Source organism: Blautia sp. Marseille-P3087 (genome assembly GCF_900120195.1).
Lineage (GTDB): Bacteria > Bacillota > Clostridia > Lachnospirales > Lachnospiraceae > Blautia_A.
Map to the genome: position 1 here is coordinate 3,180,148 of NZ_LT635539.1, position 25,383 is coordinate 3,205,530.

General features: G+C 41.9%; 27 protein-coding genes and 1 riboswitch. Of the genes, 20 read left to right on the forward strand and 7 right to left on the reverse strand.

Features of this window, described 5'->3' with window-relative positions; translation table 11 throughout:
* Window positions 1–170 precede the first annotated feature (170 nt).
* From BQ7344_RS15210 to recJ, 20 genes are all read left to right on the forward strand, one after another.
* Window positions 171–347, forward strand: coding sequence for an excisionase family DNA-binding protein (locus tag BQ7344_RS15210; protein ID WP_072523206.1), 177 nt, complete (start codon window positions 171–173; stop codon window positions 345–347).
* A gap of 32 nt (window positions 348–379) precedes the next feature.
* Entirely contained in the window at window positions 380–2,683 is a 2,304-nt protein-coding gene (locus tag BQ7344_RS15215; protein WP_072523207.1) for a phage/plasmid primase, P4 family, read from the forward strand.
* A 336-nt stretch (window positions 2,684–3,019) separates the two neighbouring features.
* Window positions 3,020–3,280 carry a hypothetical protein gene (locus BQ7344_RS15220; protein ID WP_072523208.1) on the forward strand — a complete coding sequence of 87 codons (261 nt, stop codon included), beginning with the start codon at window positions 3,020–3,022 and terminating at the stop codon, window positions 3,278–3,280.
* A gap of 3 nt (window positions 3,281–3,283) precedes the next feature.
* Window positions 3,284–3,574, forward strand: a complete 291-nt coding sequence (locus BQ7344_RS15225) for a hypothetical protein (RefSeq protein ID WP_072523209.1) — start codon at window positions 3,284–3,286, stop codon at window positions 3,572–3,574.
* Between the two features lie 19 nt (window positions 3,575–3,593).
* Complete coding sequence (locus BQ7344_RS15230) at window positions 3,594–3,899, forward strand: hypothetical protein (RefSeq protein ID WP_072523210.1); 306 nt, start codon at window positions 3,594–3,596, stop codon at window positions 3,897–3,899.
* Window positions 3,900–3,912: 13 nt separating this feature from the next.
* Window positions 3,913–4,851: a phage major capsid protein gene (locus BQ7344_RS15235; protein ID WP_072523211.1), complete on the forward strand. Its 939-nt coding sequence runs from the start codon at window positions 3,913–3,915 to the stop codon at window positions 4,849–4,851.
* 267 nt (window positions 4,852–5,118) lie between these two features.
* A complete protein-coding gene (locus tag BQ7344_RS15240) occupies window positions 5,119–5,328 on the forward strand; it encodes an excisionase (protein ID WP_072523212.1) in 210 nt (69 codons plus the stop codon).
* A gap of 110 nt (window positions 5,329–5,438) precedes the next feature.
* Entirely contained in the window at window positions 5,439–5,648 is a 210-nt protein-coding gene (locus tag BQ7344_RS15245) for an excisionase (protein WP_044941017.1), read from the forward strand.
* Window positions 5,648–6,928 (forward strand): site-specific integrase, encoded by a 1,281-nt coding sequence (locus BQ7344_RS15250; protein WP_072523213.1) that lies wholly within the window; start codon window positions 5,648–5,650, stop codon window positions 6,926–6,928. Before BQ7344_RS15245 ends, BQ7344_RS15250 begins: the two co-directional genes overlap by 1 nt.
* A 110-nt stretch (window positions 6,929–7,038) precedes the next feature.
* Window positions 7,039–8,838 (forward strand): DUF4209 domain-containing protein, encoded by a 1,800-nt coding sequence (locus tag BQ7344_RS15255; RefSeq protein ID WP_072523214.1) that lies wholly within the window; start codon window positions 7,039–7,041, stop codon window positions 8,836–8,838.
* Between the two features lie 184 nt (window positions 8,839–9,022).
* Window positions 9,023–9,499, forward strand: coding sequence for a low molecular weight protein-tyrosine-phosphatase (locus BQ7344_RS15260; protein ID WP_072523215.1), 477 nt, complete (start codon window positions 9,023–9,025; stop codon window positions 9,497–9,499).
* Between the two features lie 213 nt (window positions 9,500–9,712).
* Entirely contained in the window at window positions 9,713–10,639 is a 927-nt protein-coding gene (locus tag BQ7344_RS15265) for a DUF5688 family protein (protein WP_072523216.1), read from the forward strand.
* Window positions 10,640–10,733: 94 nt separating this feature from the next.
* On the forward strand, window positions 10,734–11,498 hold the full coding sequence (locus BQ7344_RS15270; protein WP_072523217.1) for an N-acetylmuramoyl-L-alanine amidase: 765 nt from the start codon (window positions 10,734–10,736) through the stop codon (window positions 11,496–11,498).
* Between the two features lie 25 nt (window positions 11,499–11,523).
* Window positions 11,524–12,108 carry a YdcF family protein gene (locus BQ7344_RS15275; RefSeq protein WP_072523218.1) on the forward strand — a complete coding sequence of 195 codons (585 nt, stop codon included), beginning with the start codon at window positions 11,524–11,526 and terminating at the stop codon, window positions 12,106–12,108.
* A gap of 245 nt (window positions 12,109–12,353) precedes the next feature.
* A complete protein-coding gene (locus BQ7344_RS15280; protein WP_072523219.1) occupies window positions 12,354–13,916 on the forward strand; it encodes a hypothetical protein in 1,563 nt (520 codons plus the stop codon).
* A gap of 63 nt (window positions 13,917–13,979) precedes the next feature.
* Window positions 13,980–14,330 carry a TIGR04086 family membrane protein gene (locus tag BQ7344_RS15285; RefSeq protein WP_083585565.1) on the forward strand — a complete coding sequence of 117 codons (351 nt, stop codon included), beginning with the start codon at window positions 13,980–13,982 and terminating at the stop codon, window positions 14,328–14,330.
* 73 nt (window positions 14,331–14,403) lie between these two features.
* Complete coding sequence (gene scfA, locus BQ7344_RS15290; protein ID WP_015541285.1) at window positions 14,404–14,544, forward strand: six-cysteine ranthipeptide SCIFF; 141 nt, start codon at window positions 14,404–14,406, stop codon at window positions 14,542–14,544.
* A 125-nt stretch (window positions 14,545–14,669) separates the two neighbouring features.
* Window positions 14,670–16,034 (forward strand): thioether cross-link-forming SCIFF peptide maturase, encoded by a 1,365-nt coding sequence (scfB, locus tag BQ7344_RS15295; protein WP_181985307.1) that lies wholly within the window; start codon window positions 14,670–14,672, stop codon window positions 16,032–16,034.
* Window positions 16,035–16,058: 24 nt separating this feature from the next.
* Entirely contained in the window at window positions 16,059–18,470 is a 2,412-nt protein-coding gene (locus BQ7344_RS15300) for a protein translocase subunit SecDF (RefSeq protein ID WP_072523220.1), read from the forward strand.
* 103 nt (window positions 18,471–18,573) lie between these two features.
* Window positions 18,574–20,286 (forward strand): single-stranded-DNA-specific exonuclease RecJ, encoded by a 1,713-nt coding sequence (recJ, locus tag BQ7344_RS15305; RefSeq protein ID WP_072523481.1) that lies wholly within the window; start codon window positions 18,574–18,576, stop codon window positions 20,284–20,286.
* A 6-nt stretch (window positions 20,287–20,292) separates the two neighbouring features.
* Here the strand turns inward: recJ and BQ7344_RS15310 are convergent, their stop codons facing one another.
* The 7 genes from BQ7344_RS15310 to BQ7344_RS15340 are packed head-to-tail and all read right to left on the reverse strand — an operon-like array spanning window position 20,293 to window position 25,164.
* Window positions 20,293–21,357, reverse strand: coding sequence for a type IV pilus twitching motility protein PilT (locus BQ7344_RS15310; protein ID WP_072523221.1), 1,065 nt, complete (start codon window positions 21,355–21,357; stop codon window positions 20,293–20,295).
* Entirely contained in the window at window positions 21,354–21,845 is a 492-nt protein-coding gene (locus BQ7344_RS15315; RefSeq protein ID WP_072523222.1) for a hypothetical protein, read from the reverse strand. Before BQ7344_RS15315 ends, BQ7344_RS15310 begins: the two co-directional genes overlap by 4 nt.
* The gene (locus BQ7344_RS15320; protein WP_072523223.1) at window positions 21,842–22,300 is read right to left on the reverse strand and encodes a hypothetical protein; all 459 of its coding nucleotides are present in this window, start codon (window positions 22,298–22,300) and stop codon (window positions 21,842–21,844) included. Before BQ7344_RS15320 ends, BQ7344_RS15315 begins: the two co-directional genes overlap by 4 nt.
* 11 nt (window positions 22,301–22,311) lie before the next feature.
* Window positions 22,312–22,794: a DUF4860 domain-containing protein gene (locus BQ7344_RS15325; protein ID WP_072523224.1), complete on the reverse strand. Its 483-nt coding sequence runs from the start codon at window positions 22,792–22,794 to the stop codon at window positions 22,312–22,314.
* Window positions 22,791–23,153: a hypothetical protein gene (locus BQ7344_RS15330; protein ID WP_072523225.1), complete on the reverse strand. Its 363-nt coding sequence runs from the start codon at window positions 23,151–23,153 to the stop codon at window positions 22,791–22,793. The genes BQ7344_RS15325 and BQ7344_RS15330 overlap by 4 nt, the downstream gene beginning before the upstream one ends.
* Window positions 23,154–23,164: 11 nt before the next feature.
* Window positions 23,165–24,208: a type II secretion system F family protein gene (locus tag BQ7344_RS15335; RefSeq protein WP_072523226.1), complete on the reverse strand. Its 1,044-nt coding sequence runs from the start codon at window positions 24,206–24,208 to the stop codon at window positions 23,165–23,167.
* A gap of 20 nt (window positions 24,209–24,228) precedes the next feature.
* Entirely contained in the window at window positions 24,229–25,164 is a 936-nt protein-coding gene (locus tag BQ7344_RS15340; protein WP_083585566.1) for a transglutaminase-like domain-containing protein, read from the reverse strand.
* Window positions 25,165–25,285: 121 nt separating this feature from the next.
* A riboswitch (cyclic di-GMP riboswitch) is annotated at window positions 25,286–25,369 on the forward strand.
* The last annotated feature ends 14 nt before the right edge of the window (window positions 25,370–25,383 follow it).

A 25,383-nucleotide genomic window follows, 5' to 3' on the forward strand; every position in this document is an offset into this window, starting at 1 on the left:
TAAAAAGTTACACAAAATAGTGTAACGGATTTGTACCTTGACAATTTCATCCCGTTCTCAATGAACAAGCCTTTGTTACTGCCAAGACTGGTAGCCGCCAAGAGCGGTAGTAGAGAAACGACTCATTGAAGAGACGGACACAGCAAAATTCACGAAAGGAGCAACAGTTTATGGAAAAAACAACTATGAGTGTGCAGGAATTATCCGCACAGATGGGAATCAGCCTGCCAAAGGCATATGAACTGGTAAAGACACCGGGATTTCCGACAATACGAATCGGAGCAAGAATTCTGATTCCGATTGAAGCCTATAAAGAATGGCTTGTAAGAACATCTATTAATCATTAAACAGGATTGCAGAAAAGGAGGAGGTGAGCAGGATGGGAGATATGACAGTGGATGAATTAAAGGATAAAAAGCTGTGGTTTTTATGGTCAGCAAAACCCGGCAGGAATGGGAAAGTTACCAAAGTTCCATTCGCAGCAAACGGAGGAGCTACAGGAACAGATGATGCACATAAGGGTACATGGGTATCTTTTGATGATGCAGAATCAGCCAGAAATCAGTTTCAGGCATCGGGGATTGGCTTGAAGATTCCGAAAGGCTTCTTCTTATTAGATATAGACCATAAGGATATTTCAGATCCATTTGCACAGCTTATGTTATCTCGGTTTTCCTCCTATGCAGAAGTATCTCCAAGTGGCAAAGGGATTCATATTATTGGTCAGTGTGATATTACAAAACTTCCGGTACATTTTGATGACAGAAGGAAGAAACTTGTGCTGGACAGTGAATATTATCAGAAACGTTCTGATATTGGATTGGAACTTTATATCGGTGATATTACAAACCGATATGGCACTTTTACAGGAAATACGATTAACAGTCTGCCAATAGCTGATTGTACACAGGCGGTTCTTACCACCTTGGATAAGGAAATGAGGAAAAAGCCGAAAGCGAAGTATAGTGCAAAGCGTGATGGAGATAGGGCAGTATTTGATATTGTCTGTGATCTTCGTAAGCAGAAGAACGGAGACAAGTTCATCCGGCTTTATGATAAAGGTGATTTCAGTGAATATGGTTCCCAGTCTGAGGCGGATGCTGCCCTTTGTGCTTTAATAGCATTTAGGACAGGAGCAGACCCGGATGCGATTGATGAAGTGTTTCGCAGCTCTGCTTTATATCGAAGCAAATGGGAAAGGGATGATTACAGGGAAAACACAATCAATGCAGGAATTTCAGCCTGTAATGGTGTATTTCACAGGTCGAAAATGGAACATCCTGATTTCATAAAGTTTAATGAACAGACAGGAGAACCATATGTGAGTGTACCGCTTCTTGCAAAATATGTAAGAGAGCATCTGCAATATATTTTAGTCCGGGACAATGGTAAACAGGGACTTTTGAAATATGTATACGAAGGTGGATGTTACAGGCTTTATGCAGATAATATGCTGCTTGGAATCATAAAAAAGTATATTGCTGATTATGACGAGGAACTTGTAAAGATGAGTAAGGTCAATGAGGCGCTTTTGCATATTACCACAGACCTTACATATGTAAGTCAGGATTCGCTGAATGCAGATGAGGATATCATCAATTTTCAGAATGGAATTTTGAAGATTACTGCAACTGATACAGAACTGATACCACATTCAGCAGATATACTTTCCACTATACAACTTCCTTGTGAATGGTCAGATGAGGATATTGATACTCCAGTATTTGATTCTTATATGGACACGCTTACTAACGGAGATGAGATGGTAAAGCAGCTGCTGATGGAATTTATTGGTGTCTGTATTTCCAATGTGAAAGGCTGGCGGATGAAAAAAGCATTATTTCTTGTAGGGCAGGGAGATACAGGAAAATCACAGCTTAAAAGCCTTGTGGAGCGTCTGCTTGGCAGGGGCAACTTTATAGGCATTGATCTGAAAGAAATTGAATCCCGGTTTGGAACAGGAGCAGTATATGGGACAAGGCTTGCAGGAAGTTCGGATATGAGTTTTTTGTCTGTTGATGAATTGAAAACATTCAAGAAAATGACAGGCGGGGACAGCCTTTTTGCAGAATTTAAAGGACAGCAGGCTTTTGAATTTACATTTAATGGATTGCTGTGGTTTTGTATGAACCGACTGCCGAAGTTCGGAGGAGATGACGGCAAATGGGTATATGACCGCATCATGGTGGTGGATTGCCCGAATGTGATACCGAAAGAACAGCAGGACAAGCAGCTTTTAGAAAAAATGTTTGCAGAGCGCAGAGGCATTGTGAAAAAAGCTGTGAAAGCGTTGCAGACTGTTATAGCAAATGGATATCGATTTACAGAGCCGGATAGCATTGCAGAGGCAAGAAGAGATTACCAGAGTGCAAACAGTACAGTGATTTCTTTTTATGAAGAATGCATGTGTCCTTGGGAGAATGGAAAGATTGTCAGACATTGTACCACAGGGAGGATATACAAGGTATATCAGGCTTGGTGCAGGGAGAACAATCATGGTTATGCCAGAACTGCAAAAGAGTTCAGAGAACAGCTTGCAGGATATCTTGGTGGTACGTTTGCTGATGTGACAACAAGGCAGAAGGGTAATACCTATTACAAAGATTTCACGATAACAGAGGAAACCAAGGAACTTTATGCCAAGGAATATGGATATGAGGAAACAGAGTTCCTTGCCGGGTAGCAGAGGTAGCAGTACGGGTAGCAGTGATTTTAAAGACTGCTACCTATGAAAAGTCAGTAAACACAAGGCTTTGAGTATATTGGCAGCAATGGGTAGCAGAGTTTTTAATTTCTTAGCTGAAAAATAAAAAGTTTAATGCAGAAATAAAACGGCATATAAAAAAGAGTAATTGTGATTATAAAACAGTGAGAACTGCTACCTTCTGCTACCGAATAGCCGGAAACCCTTGCTATATAAGGGAAAAACGGGGTAGCAGTTACAAAAACTGTTGCTACCTGTACTGCTACCTCGGAGGAAAGAACTGCTACCCACAGATAAAAGGAAGGAGAGAAGAAGATGACACACAGAATATTTTATGGCACAGACTTCAAGTTGACAGATACTGATAAGAAGATGTTTTCGAGAGAAGGGTATGAATGCAAAGATTTATTGCAGGGTAGGGCAGGATTGCCTGTGGTGGTATCTCAGAAACAGGATAAGGATTTTCCAATATGGAAAGTGCAGTATGGATTTTCGTGTCTGGTGTTTCCTACTTATGAAGATGTGATGGATTTCTGCAGAGACAGATTTACAAGATTAGATGGAAAGGCGGTGTAGCAGATGCAGATGATAAGATACCATCCATTGATTGATGGAGATACAGATGGACTGGAAAAGGTACCGATGTTTTTATCAACAGACAGGGAGGCAGTACGACAGAACAGTAGAATGTACCTGTCGGAGATCATTTTCAATTATTACAGGCTTTATTCTAAAGAGCCGATGGGTCAGAATGCTACTGACAGCATAGAAATTCACTGTCCTTTGTGCGGTGCAGTATTAAGGCAGATGGCTCAAAACCATGATACAAATAAACTTGGTCTGTATACCTGTGACAGGTGCAGACGATAGAAAGAAGGAGGATTTTACTATGGTATTTCCATTAACAAAACTGAATAAGGAAGGAACATTGCTGAATGCGTCCCATTCCTATTATACTGAAGAATATGCACAGAGAATGTGCAGCTTGTATTTGACAGATGAACTGAGCCGGGATGAGACAGGAAAGACAAAGAGAACGTACAGACTTCATGCGAGCAGTGATCATACAGAGGAAATGGCATTTGCGTATGAAATTCATTGCCCGAAGTGTGGCAATCATCTGAAACAGATTGGGAGACAGCTGACATTAAATACACTTGGACTTTATAAATGTCCTGTGTGCGACAGAAATTAAGGAGGAGAAGATTATGATTAGTAATACGCAGATTACGGCACAGCCAGAATATGATATTCAGTTCTGGAATGCGATGAGAAATAAAGAGGCGAGAGAGGATATTCTTGCAAAGGGTAGGGATATTAGTACAGGAACTTACAGTATGCCGACTGTTGCAGCCGGAAAGGTTATGAATGAAATTGAAAAGGAATCTGATTTCAGAAAGATAGCGACAGTTATTCGTGCATATAAAAATGGTTATAGAATCTTTGCGAAGGATTGTAAGGATAAAGCGGAATTTGTAGCGGAGGGAGCTGCAATTCCAGTATATGAAAGTGCAGGAGATTTCAATGAAAAAACGATTGAAAGCTATAAGCTGGCATCTATCGTTACATTGGATGAGGATTTTGTAAATGATGCAGGATTTGATATTGAAAAGTATCTGACACAAAAGCTTGGAAAGTCATTTGGAAAAGCTGAGGATAACGCATTTATTAATGGAACCGGAGCAGATGAACCTACTGGTATTCTTCATAATACAGATGGAGCTAAAACAGCACTGACAGCAGAAACGCTGACTTATGATGATGTGATTTCTTTATATTTTAGTGTTGATAAGGAATATAGAAGAAATGGTATCTGGCTTATGAATGATAAGACAGCACTTGTACTCAGAAAACTGAAGGATAATGATGGCAATTATTTGTGGAATCAGGCAAATGATACAATTCTTGGCAAACAGGTTATTATTTCGGAATATATGCCGGATATCGAAACAGGTACTAAGCCGATTGCATTTGGTGACTTTTCTTATTACTGGATTGTGGGAAGAAAGCCTGTGACGGTAAGAACATTGTTGGAAAAATTTGTACTGTATGATCAGATTGGATATCTTGCATTTGAGTTCCTTGACGGAAAACTTGTAAGAAATGAAGCAATCAAGGTTATTCAGATGGCAGATGCAGGGAAATAATCATAGAATTGTTTGATTTTATTTCTATCATCTTGAATGGGATATATGCCCCTTGTATGGTATTTCGCTGTATTGGGGGTTAATACCCCGTTTAAATTCGCAGTTTTTGTGCGTGAAGGGGCGGCACCGTTGCCCGGCATAAAAGGTGACAGAGATTTAGACCGCCCCTGGGGGCAAATATCACAGAATCAGAGTGAAAATGACAAAAAAGAAAAAATAGTACAAAGGAGTCAGCTGTGTGACCACCTTGTCGGAAGGAGAGATACTATGAATGCAGAAAGCAATGAAACGCTTCCTGTTAGTGAGAAGTATATGCTCACCATCAAGGAGGCAGCAGCTTATTTTAATATTGGTATAAAGAAACTGAGAAGACTTGCAGAGGATAACCTTGGAACAGTAGCGGTGTACTGTGGAAACCGATTCCTGATCATCCGCCCGAAGTTCGAAGAATTTATCCTTAATTCTTCAGAAATATAGTTCCTTTTATCTGCCGAAAGTAGTTGCTATTACAGGGCATAAGAGCGAACATAGGATGACCCCGAAAGCCCTTGAAAACAGCCACTTTTGGCAGGAAGGAATGTGATTTTATGGCAAGACCAAGTTTAGCAGAAAAGGATATTTTGAATCCTTCTGAGGCAATTGAATATTTTGTTCTGAGCCGGAGAAAATTTTACGATTTATTGAATAATACGGATGGGGAAGATTTTCTGGCATATTACGGAGAACGCAAGCTGATTCTTCGTGTAGCCTTTGAAAGGTATCTGCGTAACCATCCAGAACTAAGGAGGCGGGTATAATGGCAAAGGCAGGAAGAGGACAGACAAGGCGGGACTCCAAACGCAGAGTATTAAGACCGGGAGAAAGCATAAGAGCAGACGGAAAATATCAATATAAATATCACATTGATGGAAAACCACATTTTGTATACAGCTGGAAACTAGAGCCTACGGACAAACTTCCAAAGGGCAAGAAGCCATGCCTCTCCCTTCGTGAATTGGAAAAACAGGTAAACACAGATTTGGATTTGCTTGTAAATATCGTAGACGGACAGATGACTGTCTGTGAACTGGTAGACCGATATTTGCAAACAAAGACAGGAGTAAGGCAAAGCACAAAACAGGGATATGTTACAGTACAGAGATTACTTGCAAAGGAAGCATTTGGCAAAAAGACGATACGAAGTGTGAAAACATCCGATGCAAAGCTGTTCCTTATCAAATTGCAGCAGGAAGATGGCAAAAGCTACAGTTCCATTCATACCATCCGTGGAGTGTTGCGACCAGCCTTTCAGATGGCGGTGGATGATGACATTCTGGTAAAGAATCCATTCGGATTTCAGCTTGCCGGAGTATTGGTAAATGACGCAGTCACAAGAGAGGCAATCACAAAAGATCAGATGAGAAAGTTCTTAAAGTTTGTGCATGACGATGTGGTGTACTGTAAATACTATGAAGTGGTGTACATACTCTTTCATACGGGAATGCGAATATCAGAATTTTGTGGACTGACGTTGAAGGACATTGATTTGCAGAACAAAACTGTGAATATCGACCATCAGTTGCAGAGAACATCAGATATGCGGTATATCATAGAAACTACAAAGACGGATGTAGGAACAAGAGTGTTGCCGATTACAGAGGATGTGGCACAAATGTTTCAGGCGATCATTGAGGACAGAAATGCACCGAAAGTGGAGAAGTCCATAGATGGATATAGCGGATTTTTATTCTATGATGATAATGGAATGCCACTTGTGGCAATGCATTGGCAGCATCGATTCAATCATATGGTCGGCAGATACAATGACATCTACCGGGTGCAGATGCCAAACATCACGCCTCATGTATGCAGGCACACCTATTGCTCGAATATGGCAAAATCGGGAATGAATCCAAAGACATTACAGTACCTCATGGGGCATTCGGATATTAGCGTTACCATGAATGTGTACACGCATATCGGATTTGATGATGCTGAGGAAGAACTGAAACGAATGGAAGAGTTTAGGAAGACACAGGCGGAGGTTGAGCAGAAGAAAGAGAAACCAATGTCACAGAAGATGTTTAAGGTAATTTAATATGGAAGATAGGTAACGCTCTGGCTTAGGCTGGGGCGTTTTTTCTATGGAAAAGAAATATAAATGGCGATATAATATAATTTAGGGAGATTTAGCATTTAGGAGATGATATGGTGAACATATATGAGTTATTGAATCGGAGTATTGTGAATAAAAGATATTCGTTGTCACCTAATTTGTTTATTGAAGCTGATAGGATCGAATTAAGTGAAGAAGAAAAAAGTATTTTTGATTTATTGAAAAACATAGTTTCATTGGGAACAAAAATTCATGATGATGGAATAGAATTTCATCCTATGTTTGTAATGGCAGATGGTAGTCGAACTTTTTCAATAGAAGATATATCAGAAGATGATTATTTGATATTGCATAGTTTGGAATTAGATAAAATGCCATTGATTTTACGTGCACTGATTGCGGATATATTGTGGACTAATAAAAAAGAATTTAGTGCTGCTAAAATTGCAGCAGATGCATATTGGAAATTATTTATGTTGTGGTATACGGATGAAGATAATGTCGGTACAATTGATATGATTCGCAGAGCAGTATGCATTTCAGTACAAACAAAACAAACTACATTGTATAATGAAATACAAGAGTGGTTTAACGAGTTTATAGATACTAAGGCTGCAAGTGCCGAAGGCTTTTTTTCGTTGAGAATAATGGAACTTTTCTTTAAGCAAAAGAATTTTGATGTATCCATAATTTTGAAAGTATTAGATGATTTGATTGATGGCAACAGTGATAATATTGCAAAGGTAGAACAAGCATATAAATTAAAAACGAAATGTTTGTTTAAATTGAAAAGAAAGGAAGATGCAATAAAAAATAACAATTTATTGGCAGATTATTATCTGGAGTTTGCAGAGAAAATATTCAAGAAGGATATACAAGAGGCATTAAGGGCTGTCAATTTTTATCAAAAAGGAATAATGCTATATCACAATAATGGAGAATCAGACAAAGCAGATGCCGCTCATAAAAGACTCGTTGAAATACAAAAAGAAATACCTAAAATAATGGTGCCATTTTCTGTTGAATTAGATATAAAAGGTGTTATCGATAATCTAAAAGCAAATATGGAAGGATTATCATTTGAAGAATGTGTAATTCGGTTGACACAGATGTTTGTGTTTGAGAAACAGGAAGATATAAAAAAACGTGTAATAGAAGAATTTAAAGATAATCCTATTTCACATTTATTTGGGAAGAGTTTAATAAATGCTCAAGGACAAACGGTATTGGCGTTACATCCGCTAGATATTCATGACCCAGAAAAAGATCCGAAACTTATGGAGCTACATATGTATCAAAATGCATTGGAAAAACAAAAAGTTGCTGGTGATATTTGGGTGAAGAATGCTTTAATTATAATAAGAGATAAATTTGTTATTGATAAGTCTATGGTGGAGTTTTTAGTTAAAGATAATCCAATTATTCCCGATGGAAGAGAACGAATTTTCCAAAGCGGATTATATATGTTCTTGAACGGAGACTATTATGAAGCGTTACATATTCTTGCACCACAGGTAGAAAATCTTTTTAGAAATATTGCACGAGAGGTAGGTGGATTAACAGTAACTTTAGAAAAAGATGGCTCGTCAATGGAAAAAGTGCTGAGTTCTATTCTGTCGTTGCCAGAATTGGTTGATTGTTATGATAATGATATTTTATTTACATTTAGAGGACTGTTAAATGAACAAGCGGGTGCAAATATAAGAAATGAGATTGCACATGGTATCATAAGTGAATATGCTTGCTCTACAGGTGTTTGTTTATATTTTGGAGTGGCGGTTATAAAATTACTTTCGCTTACATCTGCTTCATGCTATCAGATATTAAAGAATAGTGAAAAACTAAAACATTTTGAGATGCCAAGAAAGGATGCACTTAAAGTAATACATTGATGATAAAAATCCTTAGTAGTAACCAAATCCCGTTTTACTACCAACTTTACTACTAACAGCCCACAACAACTTGCTCCATCTTGCCCTATTTTGCCAAGATGTCAGCCAATACACACATTTCACAAATCACCGAAATCCCTTGCAAAACAGGGCATTCCGGGGCAAAACAAGGAGAACCAAAACAATGATAAAAGTACTTTTCATTTGCTACGGCAATATCTGCCGTTCACCCATGGCCGAATTTATCTTTAAGGATATGCTTGCTCGTCGCGGCATGGCCGACAAATTTTACGTCGCTTCTGCGGCGACGAGCACGGAGGAAATCTGGAATGGAATCGGCAATCCGGTGTATCCGCCGGCGAAGCGGGAACTGGCAAAACATGGAATATCATGTGAGGGAAAACGTGCGATGCAGCTTCAGAGGACCGATTATGACAAATACGATTACCTGATCGGTATGGAAGAGCGGAACCGCAGAAATATGCTTCGAATTCTCGGCAGTGATCAGGAGGGAAAGGTCAGCCTGCTGTTGGATTACGCCGGGAGTCACGGCAACATTGCTGATCCGTGGTATACCGGTGATTTCACCACGACTTATTCTGACATTGTCAGAGGATGCGAAGGTTTTCTGACATTTCTTGACCAGGAAGGAAAGCTGTAAAAACAACACTTTCAGACAATGGCTTGTCGAGCTTTTGCGTGAAACCTACGCAGAGCGCGGAATATGTCGAACGAATTTTGTTTACAGAAAGTCAAATATGCTGTATGCTCAATGCATAGCAACTCTTAGAGGGAGCGTCTGCTTCCTCTTTTTATTCCAATCTATACTTCATGGGCATGTCGCCCGAATATTCAGAAAGAAGAGGAAATCTATATGGAAAAGAATTATGAGACTTTTGTAAACAACCTTCGTGAAAGACTTCTTAAAGCGACGGGATACCAGGAGGAGATGATCTGTTACAAGACAGCAGAGGAATATCCGCCTACAGATGGAGATCGCCTGCTTTTGAAGAATCGGCAGCGGGAGGGTGTGTATGAAGTCTGTGCACTTTATGTGGCAGATCTATATGAATGGCATCAGAATGGCGCCACGATGGAGCGGATTGTGCAGGAGATCATGCATCGGCTGGATGCTATTGTCAGATCAGAATGTTTTGAAAAGAGCAAAGACCTGGAAGATTATGAAAAGATTAAAGATGATCTGTTTATCCGTCTTCTGAATGTCGAGAAAAACAGAGCTGAGTTAGACGACGCAATTTTCCGTACAATCGGGGACATTGCTCTGGTTCTTTATGCCCGAATGGGAGAATTGGATGGATGCAGTACCAGTGTAAAGATTAAACAGCATATTTTTGAAAAGTGGGATAAAGATGAACAGATGGCGTTTAATGATGCGTTGCTGAATACATATTTTATTTCACCACCGAGGATCTATTGCTGGGAAAAACTGATCTGCAATATGGATTATGAAGGCGAAAATTTCATGAATCTGTTATTTGACGAGCCGTTAAAGAAGAGTGCAATCGGGAATTGCCTGAGTACTGCAACGCGTACTAATGGAGCTGTTGCGGTGTTCCTGCCGGGTGTAGCGCAGCGCCTGAGTGATTTGCTGGATGGTGGATTTTATATGGTATTTACAAGTATTCACGAGGTGATGATCCACAGTGAAAAAACAGCGGATCCTAAAGATCTGAAAAGAGTTTTGGCAGATACAGTGCGCGACACGACTCCGGACGAAGATTTTCTGACATATTATGTGTACCATTATAACCGTGAGACCGGACGGTTTACATACTGTTGATGTCCATATCTGTGGATTATCCGGCCCCTGTATACAGGGCAAACTTTTCATGCCGTCTGCATATACTAATTAAAAAGTGGTCAGGAGAGCAGAAGTGGCATATAAGATCGTATTGGATGCCGGGCACGGGGGTACGGATCCGGGAGCTATATATAAGGAAAGAAAAGAAAAGGATGATAATCTTGCTCTGACGCTTGCTGTCGGCAAAATCCTTGAAGACAACGGTGTGGATGTGGTATATACTAGAACCGAAGATGTCTATCAGACTCCATTTGAGAAGGCGCGCATTGCAAATCAGTCGGGCGCTGATTATTTTATTTCGTTTCACCGGAACAGCAGTCCGGAAGATAATCAATATCAGGGTGTGGAAGTCCTTGTATATGATAAAAGCGGAATAAAATATGAGATGGCGCAGAATATCGTTGGTGCGCTTGGAGAACTTGGATTTCGGGAAATAGGAGTAAAGGAGCGACCGGGACTTGTAGTGCTTCGGCGTACACGGATGCCGGCGCTTCTGATTGAAACCGGCTTTCTGAATTCTGATGAAGACAACAAATTATACGACGAAAAGAAAAATGAGATTGCCGAAGCTATAGCCGGAGCGATTCTCGGAACGCTTTCAGAAGAAACAATAGAGGCGCCGGTTTATTATCGGGTGCAGACCGGTGCGTACCGCAACAGGGAAAATGCAGATCGTATGCTGTATCAGCTGAATGACGTGGGTTATCCGGCGTTCCTTCTATATGAAAATGATCTGTACAAAGTTCAGGTAGGTGCTTTTCAGCAGATTGGCAATGCCATTAATATGGAGCAGCGGCTGCGGGATGACGGCTACAGTACAGTGATTGTAACAAAATAAATAGCACACAAAGGAGAAAGACTATATGTACCACAGATTTATAGAGCAGATCAGTGAATTTATTTTTGCTGAAGATGAACCGGAAAAAGCGGATATCATTTTTATTCCGGGGAATGGTTATTCTCAGATGGCGGAGAAGGCGGCAGCACTTTATGGGGAAAATTATGCGTCGTTTGTTCTTCCGAGTGGAAAATACAGTATCACTGTCGGCAAGTTTGGCGGAGTATTGTCGGGACAGGAGCGTTATAACGGCAATTACCGGACGGAATGGGATTTTTTAAAAGATGTTTTAATAAAAAATCATGTTCCGGACGAAGTAATTCTTAAGGAAGATCAGGCAACCTTCACATGGGAAAATGCCAGATTCTCCCGTGAAGTTACGGACAAAGCAGAAATAGAAATAAAAAAAGCACTATTATGCTGCAAAAATTATCATGCAAGAAGATCACTGATGTATTATCAGAGGGCATATCCGGAAGTAGAATTTCGGGTATGCCCATGTTGTGTTGATGGAGTTACGAAAGAAAATTGGATGAACTCCGAGGAAGGTATTCAATCTGTTTTGGGAGAAGTACAGAGAATCGTCACGCAATTCTCACTAATGATGTAATCTGTGGGAATATAAAAAAAATAATTTTGGGGTGTCGAAAAAAGTAGAACTGTGCTATAATGTCTGTGTCGTAAAATAAAAGATTTTGTTACAAAAGGTTTACGAAAAGATAAAAATACAATATATTGATTGAGGATGTATTTCATAAAAAAGTAAAAACATCCATTATAAATAGACTAAAGCAGACGTTAATTCATGTTTAAATAGATTGAGGTGTATAGATTATGATGAAAAAGAGGAAGAATATGCAGTTTTTTGCTGTAGCGGCACTTACAGCGACACTTATAACAGGTCAGTTTACTTATGTTCCGGTTATGGCAGGAAGTACGGCGGAAGTTGAGGTCAGCAGCCTGATTCCTGATAATGTTACAGTAGAACAGCCGGTTCCTCTTTCTGAAATTTCTCTTCCGAAAAGTGATTATGGCACATTGTCATGGGTGGACAGCTCCAGTGTTCCAACTAAGAGAGTACAGTCATATGATGTGGTTTTTCGTCCGTACAAGGCATCAGACCTTGCGAAATTTTCTGGATGGGACGGACAGTCGGATACGATTTACAGCAGCGTGACAGTAGTTGTCAGCAGTTTCAGCAAAGATATAGATTATACAGATAACGGTTATGAGAATCAGGATTCTCAGGAAACACAGGAGAATGGAAATACAGGAGAAAACAGTGAAGATACGACGACAGAGACACCGGGAAGTACAGAAATATCAGATAATGGTGAGGTAAAAGACGAATCAGAGGCAAAAGATCAGTATACACCAGATACAGCTGGTGGAGATATTGATGCAGCTGATACAGTGGACAAGGCTCAGGATACAGCAGAAACACCTGACAATAAAGACGTTTCAACTGACACTGAGAAAAAAGATTCCGCAGATGCGACAGAAACACCAGAAGTTACAGCTGCACCGGATGATGCAGAGAATCCGGAAGTGACGGAAACACCAGAAACGACAGCGACACCGGATGTTACAGCTACACCAGATGTTACAGAGACACCAGATGTTACAGAGACACCGGAAGCCGATAAAGACAACATTTTCGACGGCACGGAAAAGGAGATTGTTCCGGATCAGCGTGCGCAGACGGTGGCAGAGGAAGAACCATCCGACGAAGAAAAGATTGAACTTGCAGCGACAAATCATACCTGCAACGGTATTTCTGTATCAGGAATCAATCTCCCATGGTATGTACAGTTTCGTGCAGCAAGCGGCGAAAATTATGAATTCAGTAATGAAGCAGAGGCAAATCTGTTTAAATCTTACGAATTTGAGCTTTGGGATTTGAAAAATAATACAGAATATGAGATTCCGGACGGTGAATATATCAGCGTGACTGTTCCGGTCAAAGCAGGATATGACTATACAATAGAGCATCTTCTGGACAGCGGCGCTATGGAGACGATCGTTCCGAGTGTGGATGGAAGTACTATGGTATTCAGCACACATTCATTCAGTCCGTTTGGAATCGCCGGAAGCAAGACTCTGGTAGGTGAAGAAATCGAGGACGGAAGCTATTCTTCCGGAACAACAACTACAGCTTCTACGACAGTAAGCCCGACAACAGCTTCGTCATCCACAACGACCGCTGCGAATAGCAGTACTTCAGGAACTTCTGTACAGTCATCAGCCGATCAGTCGGGTACAGATAATTCGACTTCAGACCAGGGCACACAGAGCGGAAGCCGCTCTGTAAAGGCAGTATCTACAGGAGACAGCACACCGATACTTCCGTTTGTGATTATCGGAATCGCGGCAGCAGTAATTGTAGCAGTACTTGTATACCTTAAGAAGAGAAAGTAAATTTCCGATTTTGTACATATGAAGAAAAAGCCCTCCATATATTTCAGTATGGGAGGGCTTTTTATGCAGATAAAAACAATCTTGAGATCTTTACTTCTGGCATATGCATTATCGGGAATATGTCTTCTGCTTCTTGCACTGATGGTATTTAAGCTCGATATCGGGCAGGGAACCGTGACGGTTGGAATTCTTGTGATTTATGTAGTTTCCTGTCTGGCGGGCGGCTTTTTGTCTGGAAAACTCATGCGTCAAAATAAATATAAGTGGGGTTTTCTGGTAGGACTGTGTTATTTTGTACTGCTTATGGTCGTTTCATTTATCGTGCAGAGACGATGGGATATGAGTACACAGCATGCGATTACGACGTTTTTTATGTGTCTGGGAGGCGGCACGCTGGGCGGCATGCTCTCGTGAAAAAAAGGCTTTTATTTAGGGCAGTTTTATGCTATACTGTCTCCAGATAATTATACATAAGGAGGGATATATAATGGAACATATCAAAACATTAAATACAAAAAATCTGCAGAACACAGTGAAAAAAGGCGGCTGCGGTGAATGTCAGACATCTTGCCAGTCAGCATGCAAAACTTCCTGTACTGTAGGAAATCAGAGCTGCGAGAACAAATAAGCAGGTTCAGAACAATCAGTTAAGCAGCGGAGTGAAATCCGCTGCTTATTCTTACGTTACAGGAAATTACTTTGTAATGCTCTGATAACGTAAAGAAAAAGATACAGGAAAGGATTTTCAGAAAGATGAGTCTGATACATAGATACCAGAGCAACGGTTACAACATTGTTCTGGATATTAACAGTGGGTGCATTCATCTGGTAGATCTTGTGACATATGAAGTACTTCCTTTTATGGAGGAGGGACTGTCAGAGCAGGAGATCGTAGACAGACTGAAGGATCAGTATCCGGAAGCTGATATCCGTACTTCCGTTTCTGAATGTGAGAAGCTGAAAGAGCAGGGTATGCTGTTTACCAGAGATGTATACGAAAATATAATAGAAGAATTTACTGAAAATCGACAGACAGTAGTCAAAGCGCTGTGCCTGCACATTGCCCACGACTGTAATCTGGCCTGTCGATACTGCTTTGCCGAGGAAGGCGAATATCATGGAAGAAGAGCGCTGATGTCTTTTGAAGTAGGAAAGAAAGCACTTGATTTCCTGATTGCGAATTCGGGTTCCAGAAAGAATCTGGAAGTCGATTTCTTCGGAGGAGAGCCGCTGATGAACTGGCAGGTTGTCAAGGATCTGGTGGCATACGGAAGAGAGCAGGAGAAGCTGCACAATAAGAAATTCCGTTTTACACTGACAACAAACGGTGTACTTCTCAATGACGAAGTTATGGAATTCTGCAACAAAGAAATGGGAAATGTTGTTCTCAGTGTAGATGGACGTAAAGAGGTTCATGACTACATGAGACCATTCCGTAAAGGTGCAGGAAGCTACGATCTGATTATTCCGAAATTCCAGAAATTTGCAGAATCCAGAAATCAGGACAAGTATTATGTGCGTGGTACCTTTACCCATCACAATCTTGATTTTTCAAAGGATGTTCTGCATCTTGCAGATCTCGGATTCAAACAGATCTCTGTAGAGCCGGTTGTGGCTGCTGATACAGAGGAGTATGCAATCAGAGAAGAAGACATTCCGCAGATTAAGGAAGAATATGATGCACTGGCAAAAGAAATGATAGCCAGGGAAAAAGCCGGCAAGGGATTCAATTTCTTCCACTTTATGATCGATCTTACAGGTGGTCCATGTGTTTACAAACGTCTGTCCGGATGTGGCTCAGGTACCGAATATCTGGCTGTAACACCGTGGGGTGATTTTTATCCGTGCCATCAGTTTGTTGGTGAAGAACAGTTCCTTATGGGAAATGTGGATGAGGGAATCACCAGACCGGAGATCCGTGATCAGTTCGGTAAATGCAACGTTTACACAAAAGAAGCTTGTAAGGATTGTTTTGCAAGATTTTACTGCAGTGGTGGCTGTGCTGCCAATGCATATCATTTCCAGAAAGATATTAATGGCAATTATGGTATCGGATGCGAACTTCAGCGTAAGAGAGTGGAGTGCGCAATCATGATAAAGGCCGCGTTAGCGGAATAAAATAATGTAAGAAGGGAAAGAACAATGAAGAAAAACAGAGCAATCGTTGTACTGCTTCTGACCGCCATTATCACAGTCTTTCTGTGTTACACGGCCGGAGTAGGCATCGGACCTACCGGAACCGGTTCAGCGACGAATATTAAGACCGGTCTGGATCTGTCTGGTGGTGTCAGTATCACTTATCAGGCAAAAGACAGTAACCCGAGTGCTGAAGACATGTCAGATACTGTATATAAGCTCCAGAAGCGTGTGGAACAGTACAGTACTGAAGCGCAGGTGTACAAAGAAGGAAACGACCGTATCGCTGTTGAAATCCCGGGTGTTACAGATGCTGATGCAATCCTGAATGACCTTGGTAAACCAGGTTCCCTGTGCTTTATCACAGCAGAAGATGACGACGGCAATGCAAACTTTACCAGCACAGGAAGCGGTTATGTACTTGCAAGAAGTCTTGACGAGATCCGTGAAGCAGGATCTGTCGTTCTGGAAGGTACAGACGTGAAGGATGCGCAGGGTGGTGCATTCCAGTCTGACAAAAACAGTTCCAGAGAATATGCCGTAAGCCTGACACTTACCGATGAGGGTAAGACAAAATTTGCAGATGCAACAGAGGCAAACGTCGGCAAACAGATCGCAATCGTTTATGATAACCAGATTTTAAGTGCACCGAAGGTAAATGAAGCAATCACAGGTGGACAGGCGCAGATCACAGGTATGGCTGATGTAGAAGAAGCACAGAACCTTGCTTCCTATATCCGTATCGGTTCTCTGAGCATCGAGCTTGAAGAGCTTCGTTCCAGCGTTGTTGCTGCACAGCTTGGTGAAGAAGCAATTTCCACAAGTGTAATGGCAGGTCTGATCGGTCTGATCATCGTAATTATCTTTATGATCATTATGTACCGTCTGCCGGGCGTCGTTGCCGGTGTGGCACTGATTCTGTATACGGCAATCGTACTGATCACATTAAATGCATTTGACATTACACTGACTCTTCCGGGTATCGCAGGTATCATTCTTGGTATTGGTATGGCGGTCGATGCAAACGTTATTATTTATGCTCGTATTCAGGAAGAAATTGCAGCAGGAAATTCTGTAAGAGCTTCTATCAAGTCAGGATTCTCCAAAGCGTTCAGTGCAATCTTCGATGGAAACATTACAACCCTGATCGCATCACTGGTACTGATGTGGCTTGGTTCCGGTACTGTTAAGGGCTTTGCTTATACACTGGCACTTGGTATCGTTGTCTCCATGTTCACAGCTCTGGTTGTTTCCAGATTTGTAATGAATGCACTTTATGCAGTTGGCTTCCACGATGAAAAATTCTACGGCCGTGCAAAACAGCGTAAAATATTCAACATCGTTGGTAAACGTAAAGTTTTCTTTATTATTTCCATCGTTCTGATTCTGAGTGGTCCGGTTGCAATGCTTATTCATCATAATGTAGATGGAACAGCATTAAACTATGCGCTTGATTTCTCAGGTGGTACAGCAACAACTGTAACATTCAACGAAGATATGGATATCAAGCAGATTGATTCTGAAGTAACTCCTGTTGTAGAGGAAGTTACCGGAGATAAGAACGTACAGCCTACAAAGGTTGTCGGAACAAATCAGGTAGTGATCAAAACACGTACTCTTTCTCAGGCAGAACGTGAAAAACTGGATCAGGCACTGGTTGACAAGTTCGACGTAGATGAATCTCTGATCGCGACAGAGAGTATTTCTTCCACAGTAAGTTCTGAAATGAGAAGAGATGCGGTTGTCGCTGTAATTGTTGCTACACTCTGTATGCTTGTTTATATCTGGTTCCGTTTCAAGGATATTCGTTTTGCAAGCAGTGCGGTACTCGCATTACTGCATGACGTTCTGGTTGTATTTGCGTTCTATGGAATCTCCAGAATTTCCGTAGGTAATACCTTCATCGCCTGCATGCTTACGATTGTAGGTTATTCTATCAACGCGACGATCGTCATCTTCGACCGTATCCGTGAGAATACGAAGGGCAGCAGAGCAAAACTTGATGAGATCGTTAATGAAAGTATCACACAGACACTTACAAGAAGTATGTACACTTCCTTTACCACATTTGTTATGGTAGCAGTTCTGTACATTCTGGGTGTATCTTCCATTCGTGAATTTGCAGCACCTCTTATGGTAGGCGTTATTTGCGGTGCATATTCTTCTGTCTGCATCACAGGTGCTTTGTGGCTGGTAATGAAACGTTATTACAGAAAACCGGTTCCACAGGCTGCGATTGCAGCAAAGACAGCTGCTTCCTCTGCAAAACAGAATAACTCTGGTAAGCAGAACAGCCAGCCGGCCAAAAAGGATCCAACACAGCCAAAGAAGAAAAACCGTAAAAGAGTAGCGGAAAGACTTGCAGCGCAGGAAGCAGCAGCGAAAGAAAATGCTTCTGGTGAAGAAAAGTCCAAATAATGAAATAAAAGAAATTAGGTTCCCGGGACAGATATTTGCCCCGGGAATTGTTCTATCTGGAGTAAAGAAATGCGCATATTTCAAAGGGGGCAGAGGAGAATACATGGAAAAATGGATGGTATATGCCAAAAAGGCGGATTTTCAGGGGATTGGCAGGAAATTCGGAATCGATCCTGTGATTGCCCGGCTTATTCGAAATCGTGATGTAGACGGAGAAGAGGCAATACAGTCATATCTTCATGGAACACTTGAAGAGCTTCCATCGCCATGGCTTATGAAAGATATAGGCAAGGCAGTGGAAATTTTGAGAACAAAAATTGCAGAAAATAAAAAAATTCGTATTATCGGTGATTACGATATTGACGGTGTGACGGCTACCTGTATTTTACTGAAAGGGCTGAGATATCTGGGGGCACAGGTGGATACCTGTATTCCCGACAGAATTAAAGACGGATACGGGCTTCATGAACAGTTGATTGATCAGGCAGCAGAAGATGGGATTGATACGATCGTGACCTGTGATAATGGTATCGCGGCAGCGGATGAGATTGCAGATGCCAGACACAGAGGGATGACCGTGGTTTTGACGGATCATCATGACGTTCCATTTCGAGACAGCGAAAACGGACGTGAATGGTTTATACCGTGTGCGGATGCAGTGATCAATCCGAAGCAGCAGGATTGTCCATATCCTAACAAAAATATCTGCGGCGCAGTCGTAGCATGGAAACTGATCTGGGCACTGTATGAAAAGACAGGTATTGATAAGTCCGAGATATTGGACTTTACAGAACTTGCAGCGATTGCAACAGTTGGTGATGTAATGGATCTGCAGGGAGAAAACAGAATCATTGTAAAGCATGGTCTCAGACAGCTGGCGAGTACATTAAGACCGGGGCTGCAGGCGCTGATCAGGGTAAATAATCTGGAAGGAGCAGAAATCACAGCCTATCATGTGGGATTTGTACTCGGACCATGCATCAATGCAAGTGGGCGTCTTGATACTGCGACAAGAGCGCTGGCGCTTTTGTGCGCGGAAAAAAGAGAAGAGGCTGAGAAGCTTGCGGGTGATCTTTATGATCTGAATCAGAGCAGAAAGGCAATGACAGAACAGGGAAAAGAACGGGCAATAGAAGAAATCGAGATCAGGGGACTGAATAAAGACCGGGTTCTTGTCGTTTACCTCTCGGAATGTCATGAAAGTCTTGCGGGAATTATTGCCGGGCGTATCCGTGAACTGTACCATAAACCTTCCTTTGTGCTGACAAAAGCGGAAAATGGGGTAAAAGGAAGTGGACGCTCGATAGAAGCATATTCGATGTATGAGGAACTTGTCAAATGCAGTGATCTACTGACACAGTTCGGTGGACATCCGATGGCAGCAGGACTTTCGATGGCGGAAGAAAATATTGAAAGATTCAGGAAGAGGCTTAATGAAAACTGCACATTGAGTGAGGAAGATCTCATACCGACAGTTATGATCGATGTGCCGATGCCGATTTCTTACCTGACAGAAACACTTATCGAAGAACTTAAAGTTCTGGAACCTTTTGGAAAGGGAAATACAAAACCGTTGTTTGCTCAGAAAAATCTGTGCGTTTCAAAATTGAGAATCTTTGGGAAAAACAGAAATGTAGCAAAAATGACATTAACAGATGCAAATGGCATCTGGAAAGATGCGGTATTCTTTGGTGAAGCAGATGAATTTGCAGAATTTGTTTCAATGCATGATACCATATCTGTAACGTACTACCCTGAAATCAATGAATATCAGGGCAGAAGAACGTTACAGGTTGTGATCAGAAATTATTGTTGATATATATTATACAAGTTTGTGGCGGATCATATCAGGATTCAGTGCATATTTGATTGCGGTATCCTTATGGATCCGCCCTTGTTTATACAGCTCTACAAGACTGTAATCCATGGAACGCATCTGGTCTTGGGAGGAGGAAGCAATGACACCTTCAATCTGATGCAGTTTATTGTCACGGATCATATTACGGATCGCAGGTGTAAGGCGCATAACTTCAAACACAGGAATAACCTTTCCGTTTACATCAGGAATCAGCTGCTGGGAAATGACTGCCTGCAGAACCATGGAAAGCTGTACGATGATCTGATGCTGCTGCGCCGGTTCAAAAACATCTATGATACGGCTGATGGAGTTTGCGGCACCGAGCGTATGCAGGCTGGAAAGCACAAGATGACCGGTCTCGGCAGCGGTCATTGCCGTCTGGATCGTTTCATGATCCCTCATTTCACCCAGTAAAATAACATCCGGACTCTGACGCAGAGTGGCGCGAAGAGATGTCAGATAGTTTTCTGTATCTGTGCAGATCTCACGCTGACTGACAATACAGCGGTCGTGTCGATGCAGATATTCGAGCGGATCTTCCAGAGTGATGATATGCCCCTCTCTGGAATGATTAATTCGGTCGATCAGGCAAGCCATAGTTGTTGATTTTCCACTTCCGGCAGAACCGGTTACAAGAACCATGCCTTTGGTATAATCAGCAGTCTGCATAACATCATCCGGGATAGAGAGTTCTGACGGATCCGGTAAGCGGAATGCAATCACACGTATAACAGCGGCCAGTGAACCGCGCTGTTTATAGGCGTTGATCCTGAATCTGGAAAGACCGGGGATGGAAAAAGAAAAATCGTCATCCCCGGTATTCAGAAGGTGATTGATGTCGCGGTTGTTTGCCATCTGATAAATGCATTCGAGAATCTGTTTTGTATCATCCGGCATTAAACGTTCTCCAAAATCAGTAAGATGACCGTCCACTTTAATGGACAGCGGACGACCGGCAATAATAAAGATATCAGACGCATGCTGGTTTGCGGCAGTTGTAAGAAATTCCAGTGTTTGTTCATTTGTCATGATTGAGCTCCTTTGTATACAGGCTGATGGGTGTCAGGTGTCCATGATGCTGTATTGTCTGTTTTCCATTGTAATATTTCAATAAAAGGTTCTGTGTCCGAAGATGGGTACAGGACTTTTAATTTTACAGATAACTTCTGTGTATCAGATAACGCTTCCGAGAATGAAATAACATTCGCAGAAGAATCGTATGCGAGACCGTCAATTTCATCAGGAATCTGGCCGGCAAGTGAAAAGTAGGCATCTGGATCAGAAACCTGATTGTAATCAGAAGTAAGCTGCTTTTGAATTGCTGTGACAGTTCCTGTGGCTTTTTCGCATGTCTTGTAATAAAGGTCGGTTTGTTGGACAGCAAAATTGGAGGCTTGCAGTTCATCACGTGATTTCCCGAGTGTAAGAAGAGACAATACCGCGAGACAAAGTACAGAAAAAATAAGAAACAGCGACGGAATACCGGTTGCTGCAAAAAATGTTCGGTTGTGTTTCATGATTCTTCCTCCTTAAGAGCAGACTGGATGGAGGGAAAACGAAGTTCCGTGGAATGAAGCAGGGCATGATCTGCATCCATCCGGTAGAAGGAAAGCATTCCTGCCTTTTCGTATCGGGAAGATGACAGTTCAAGAAGCATTTGATAGAAAGCATCCTGTTTCTCGCAGATGTCCCAGTCGCTGTCATAATACCAGCTTACAGAAGAGGCAGCGGAAATACCGCCGAAAAGATACTGGATAAAACTGTCTGTACTTCCGTCACTTCCTTCCATAATCTCACTGACAGAAACAGTATGCGCCTGTATCTGTCGTCTTTCAACAGCCTGTACATGGTTCCCCGCGGCAGCTGCAAAAATACGGACACATGCAGCACTGGAAAGTGCAAGAAAAAGGAGGACAAAAATCATTTCCATCAAAAAAAGACTGTTTTTAGAATGTGATTGTATCGGTTTCATGTTACCTCCTTTTAATCTGCGCTGCTGTGCAGAAAGAATTCAGATGTGTTTCCGACAGTGCTTTGAAGAAAAATATAATAAAAACCGTTTCCTTTTTCTTCTATCTGAAAGTCTGACAGAGATGCGATTACGGTACCGGCATTTGCCTGTGCAGAAGATCCGGACGCGGTAAAAAGTTCTTTCAGGCTGCCGTCATCCAGATAAAGGTATGTGATGTAGTCACGATTATTTATGGTATCACGAAAACATAAAGCCGGAATATCATTTAATTCATCCGTAAAAATACCATCCTGAACATCATGCTGCCGGAATTTTGTGGTGATATAGGAGGAAATGGTGCCCAGGTCTGTTTCGGAATCTGCTTTTTTGATGGATCGCTGATAAATCTGTGCAGAGAATAACAGCATGATCAGTAGAAACCGTACGAAGAGCCCGAACAGCAACAGCGAAAAAAGTCCGGATATCGGATGAGAAGTCTGTGCTGTCTTTTTCATGATGCAGTATTCCTCCTTTCAAAATTTGTTCCTGTAAGTGGGATAACACTGATAGAAGGAAGAAGGTTGGAACCGTTAGGAACATATTCAATCACAAATCTGGAAGAGTCATAGATGATGTGATAATCACTCAGAAGTTCGTCCAGACTTTCCGGATACTGCCCTTTCAGTGCGTAAGTACGAACCGCACCATTTTCCAGCGTCTGCAGCAGTGCACTCTGTTCTTTCTGGATCGTTGTATCAGAAGTCTGCCCGATTGCAATGAAAAAAACGAGGCCTACGCAGAGTAGCAGGAATAATGGGAAAAGAAGCGTGATATTTTTAAAAAATTTTTCTTTACGGCTTTCAAAAAGCTTCATAACAGATCACCTCACATTGCGATATCTGCAAGTACACCAAGAAGCGGCATCATAACAGAAAGCAGAACCAGACCTACCAGAAGCGAAAGAATTATGACAATGGTCGGCTCGATAACAGAAATTACGCGTGTGATCAGTGCGGAAGCATTGTTCTGATAGCGACTGGAAAGATCTGCGAAAGCCTCATCTGCGGTTCCGGACTGGAAAGCAACCACGATCAGTCGAATTTCCATGCCGCCCAAAAGTCCGGATTCTTTCAGAGCGTCAGAAAATGTACAGCCGGTATTCAGAAGATCAGCAGCTTTTTGAAGACGTTCCAAAACAAGTGGATGAGAAATCATCTGTGTAGCAAGCGCAAGACTGGTTTCCGGTGTGAGCCCGCTTTTTTGTCCGAGCGCCAGTCCTTGTGCCATACGGCTGTAGTCGAGTGCAACCGGAATGTCACGAAGTACCGGAAGATGCAGGACAATTTTTGCAAGCGTCTGCTGGCCTTTTTTATTAAGACAAAGAAACAGGATACATCCGATCAGGAGCGCAGCCAGAATCAGAAAAAAGGCAGAATAACGAGTGATGATATTTCCGGCATTCAGAAGCCGACTGGAAAATCCGTTCATTTCCATTCCCATCTGCTGGAAAACCTGACGGAAGATCGGAAGTACCTTGACAAGAAGAACAACGATTACGATTCCCATCATACCGAGCATAAGAAGTGGGTAGGTGACTGCACTTCTGATCTGTTCGGAAGTTTCCTGTTCCTGTTCGTAATGTTCAGAAAGACTGTCCAGAATTTCATCAAGACACCCGGTTTGCTCGCCGGTTTTTATGTAAGCAGCCATAGAATCAGGAAAAAATCCTGAATCTGTGACAGCCTGGGATAAAGAACCTGTTTTTTCCATGGAAGACAGTAAATTGGAAAGAACTTCATGGTCTGTGTCGGTCGTACTTTCTTCCAGAAGAATATGGAGACTTTCAAGCGGCCCCATTCCGGAATGAATCAGTACTCCAAGCTGTTGACAGAAATTGCAGAGTTCCTGTGCGGTAAGTTTATGTTTCATAAAAAGGTCTCCTTTTGCCATTATCGTGTGAACTGTACAGTATAGTTATCTGCATTGCCGATGTAATCCTGAATTGCCTCACTGTCATCGGAGTCTGCGCTGGAATCGAAGGTCGGATCCATAAGGCTCCAGCTGTCACCATTGAATGATACAGCATTTGTTACCCAGCCTTTGGAACGGATGTAGACATCGATCCAGGCATGTTTAATATCTCCGGTATATCCAATCTGAAGTTTGCATGGGATATCACAGCTTCGAAGCATGGCAGTAGTCAGTGCGGCATAATCAAAGCAGATGCCGGTTTTGGTAGAAAGCGTTTCGTCTACATCCGGCAGATAACCGGTTTCTACCGTCTCGGCTTTGTCATAATCGTAAGAGAGATTATTAACTACATAATTATAAATCTGCTTCAGCGCATCTATATCGCTGGTATTTTCTGAAACCATAGACAGTGCGAGTTTGCTTGCCTCGCTGTCCGGCGAAAAGTTTACATATTGATTTGGATAAAGAAACGGAAGAAATTCATTTTCCAGTTCTACCGTCAGCGTTTCGCTGTACAGCGCTGCATACTGGTCTCCCTGAATCTGCTGGTATCCGACAACCGTGTAGTCTCCGTCTCCTTCTGTAAACGGAATGACAGCATTTTCCCCGGGTTCTATAAAATAGGAATAAAGAACTCCGGTAGGAGCTGTGATCTGAAGACTGGTAACAAGATCAGCAGAATCAGACTGTGCTGCGAAATAGCCCTGTGTGATATTTGAAACATCCAGTGTCAGAGGGGAAGATCCAAGCGTATCACTGCCGGGAGCTTCCGGGACAAGGACGCGCAGCGGAGAGTAGACAGGTGGCTCTGACGAAGAACTTTTGCTGCTGGAACCACATCCGGATAAAATGCTGCAAAATATGCAGGAAATCAACAATATGGCAAAGGAACGGGCAAAAACTGATTTTTTCATAAAAAAGCCGCTCCTTTTTGAATTTTTTAATTACGGTTTTGTGAACAGTATACCAGAAAATGTAAAAAAAAAAGAATGCAATCAGAAAAAATATTGACATTATTTGGGGAAATCGGTTTAATAAATTCAAAGGCAAACCTGTCGAAAGGCAGGGACGCAAAGCCATGGGTCTAAGGTCGTGAGATTATGACAGCCGGTTGCCGCATTAAATTCTGATTT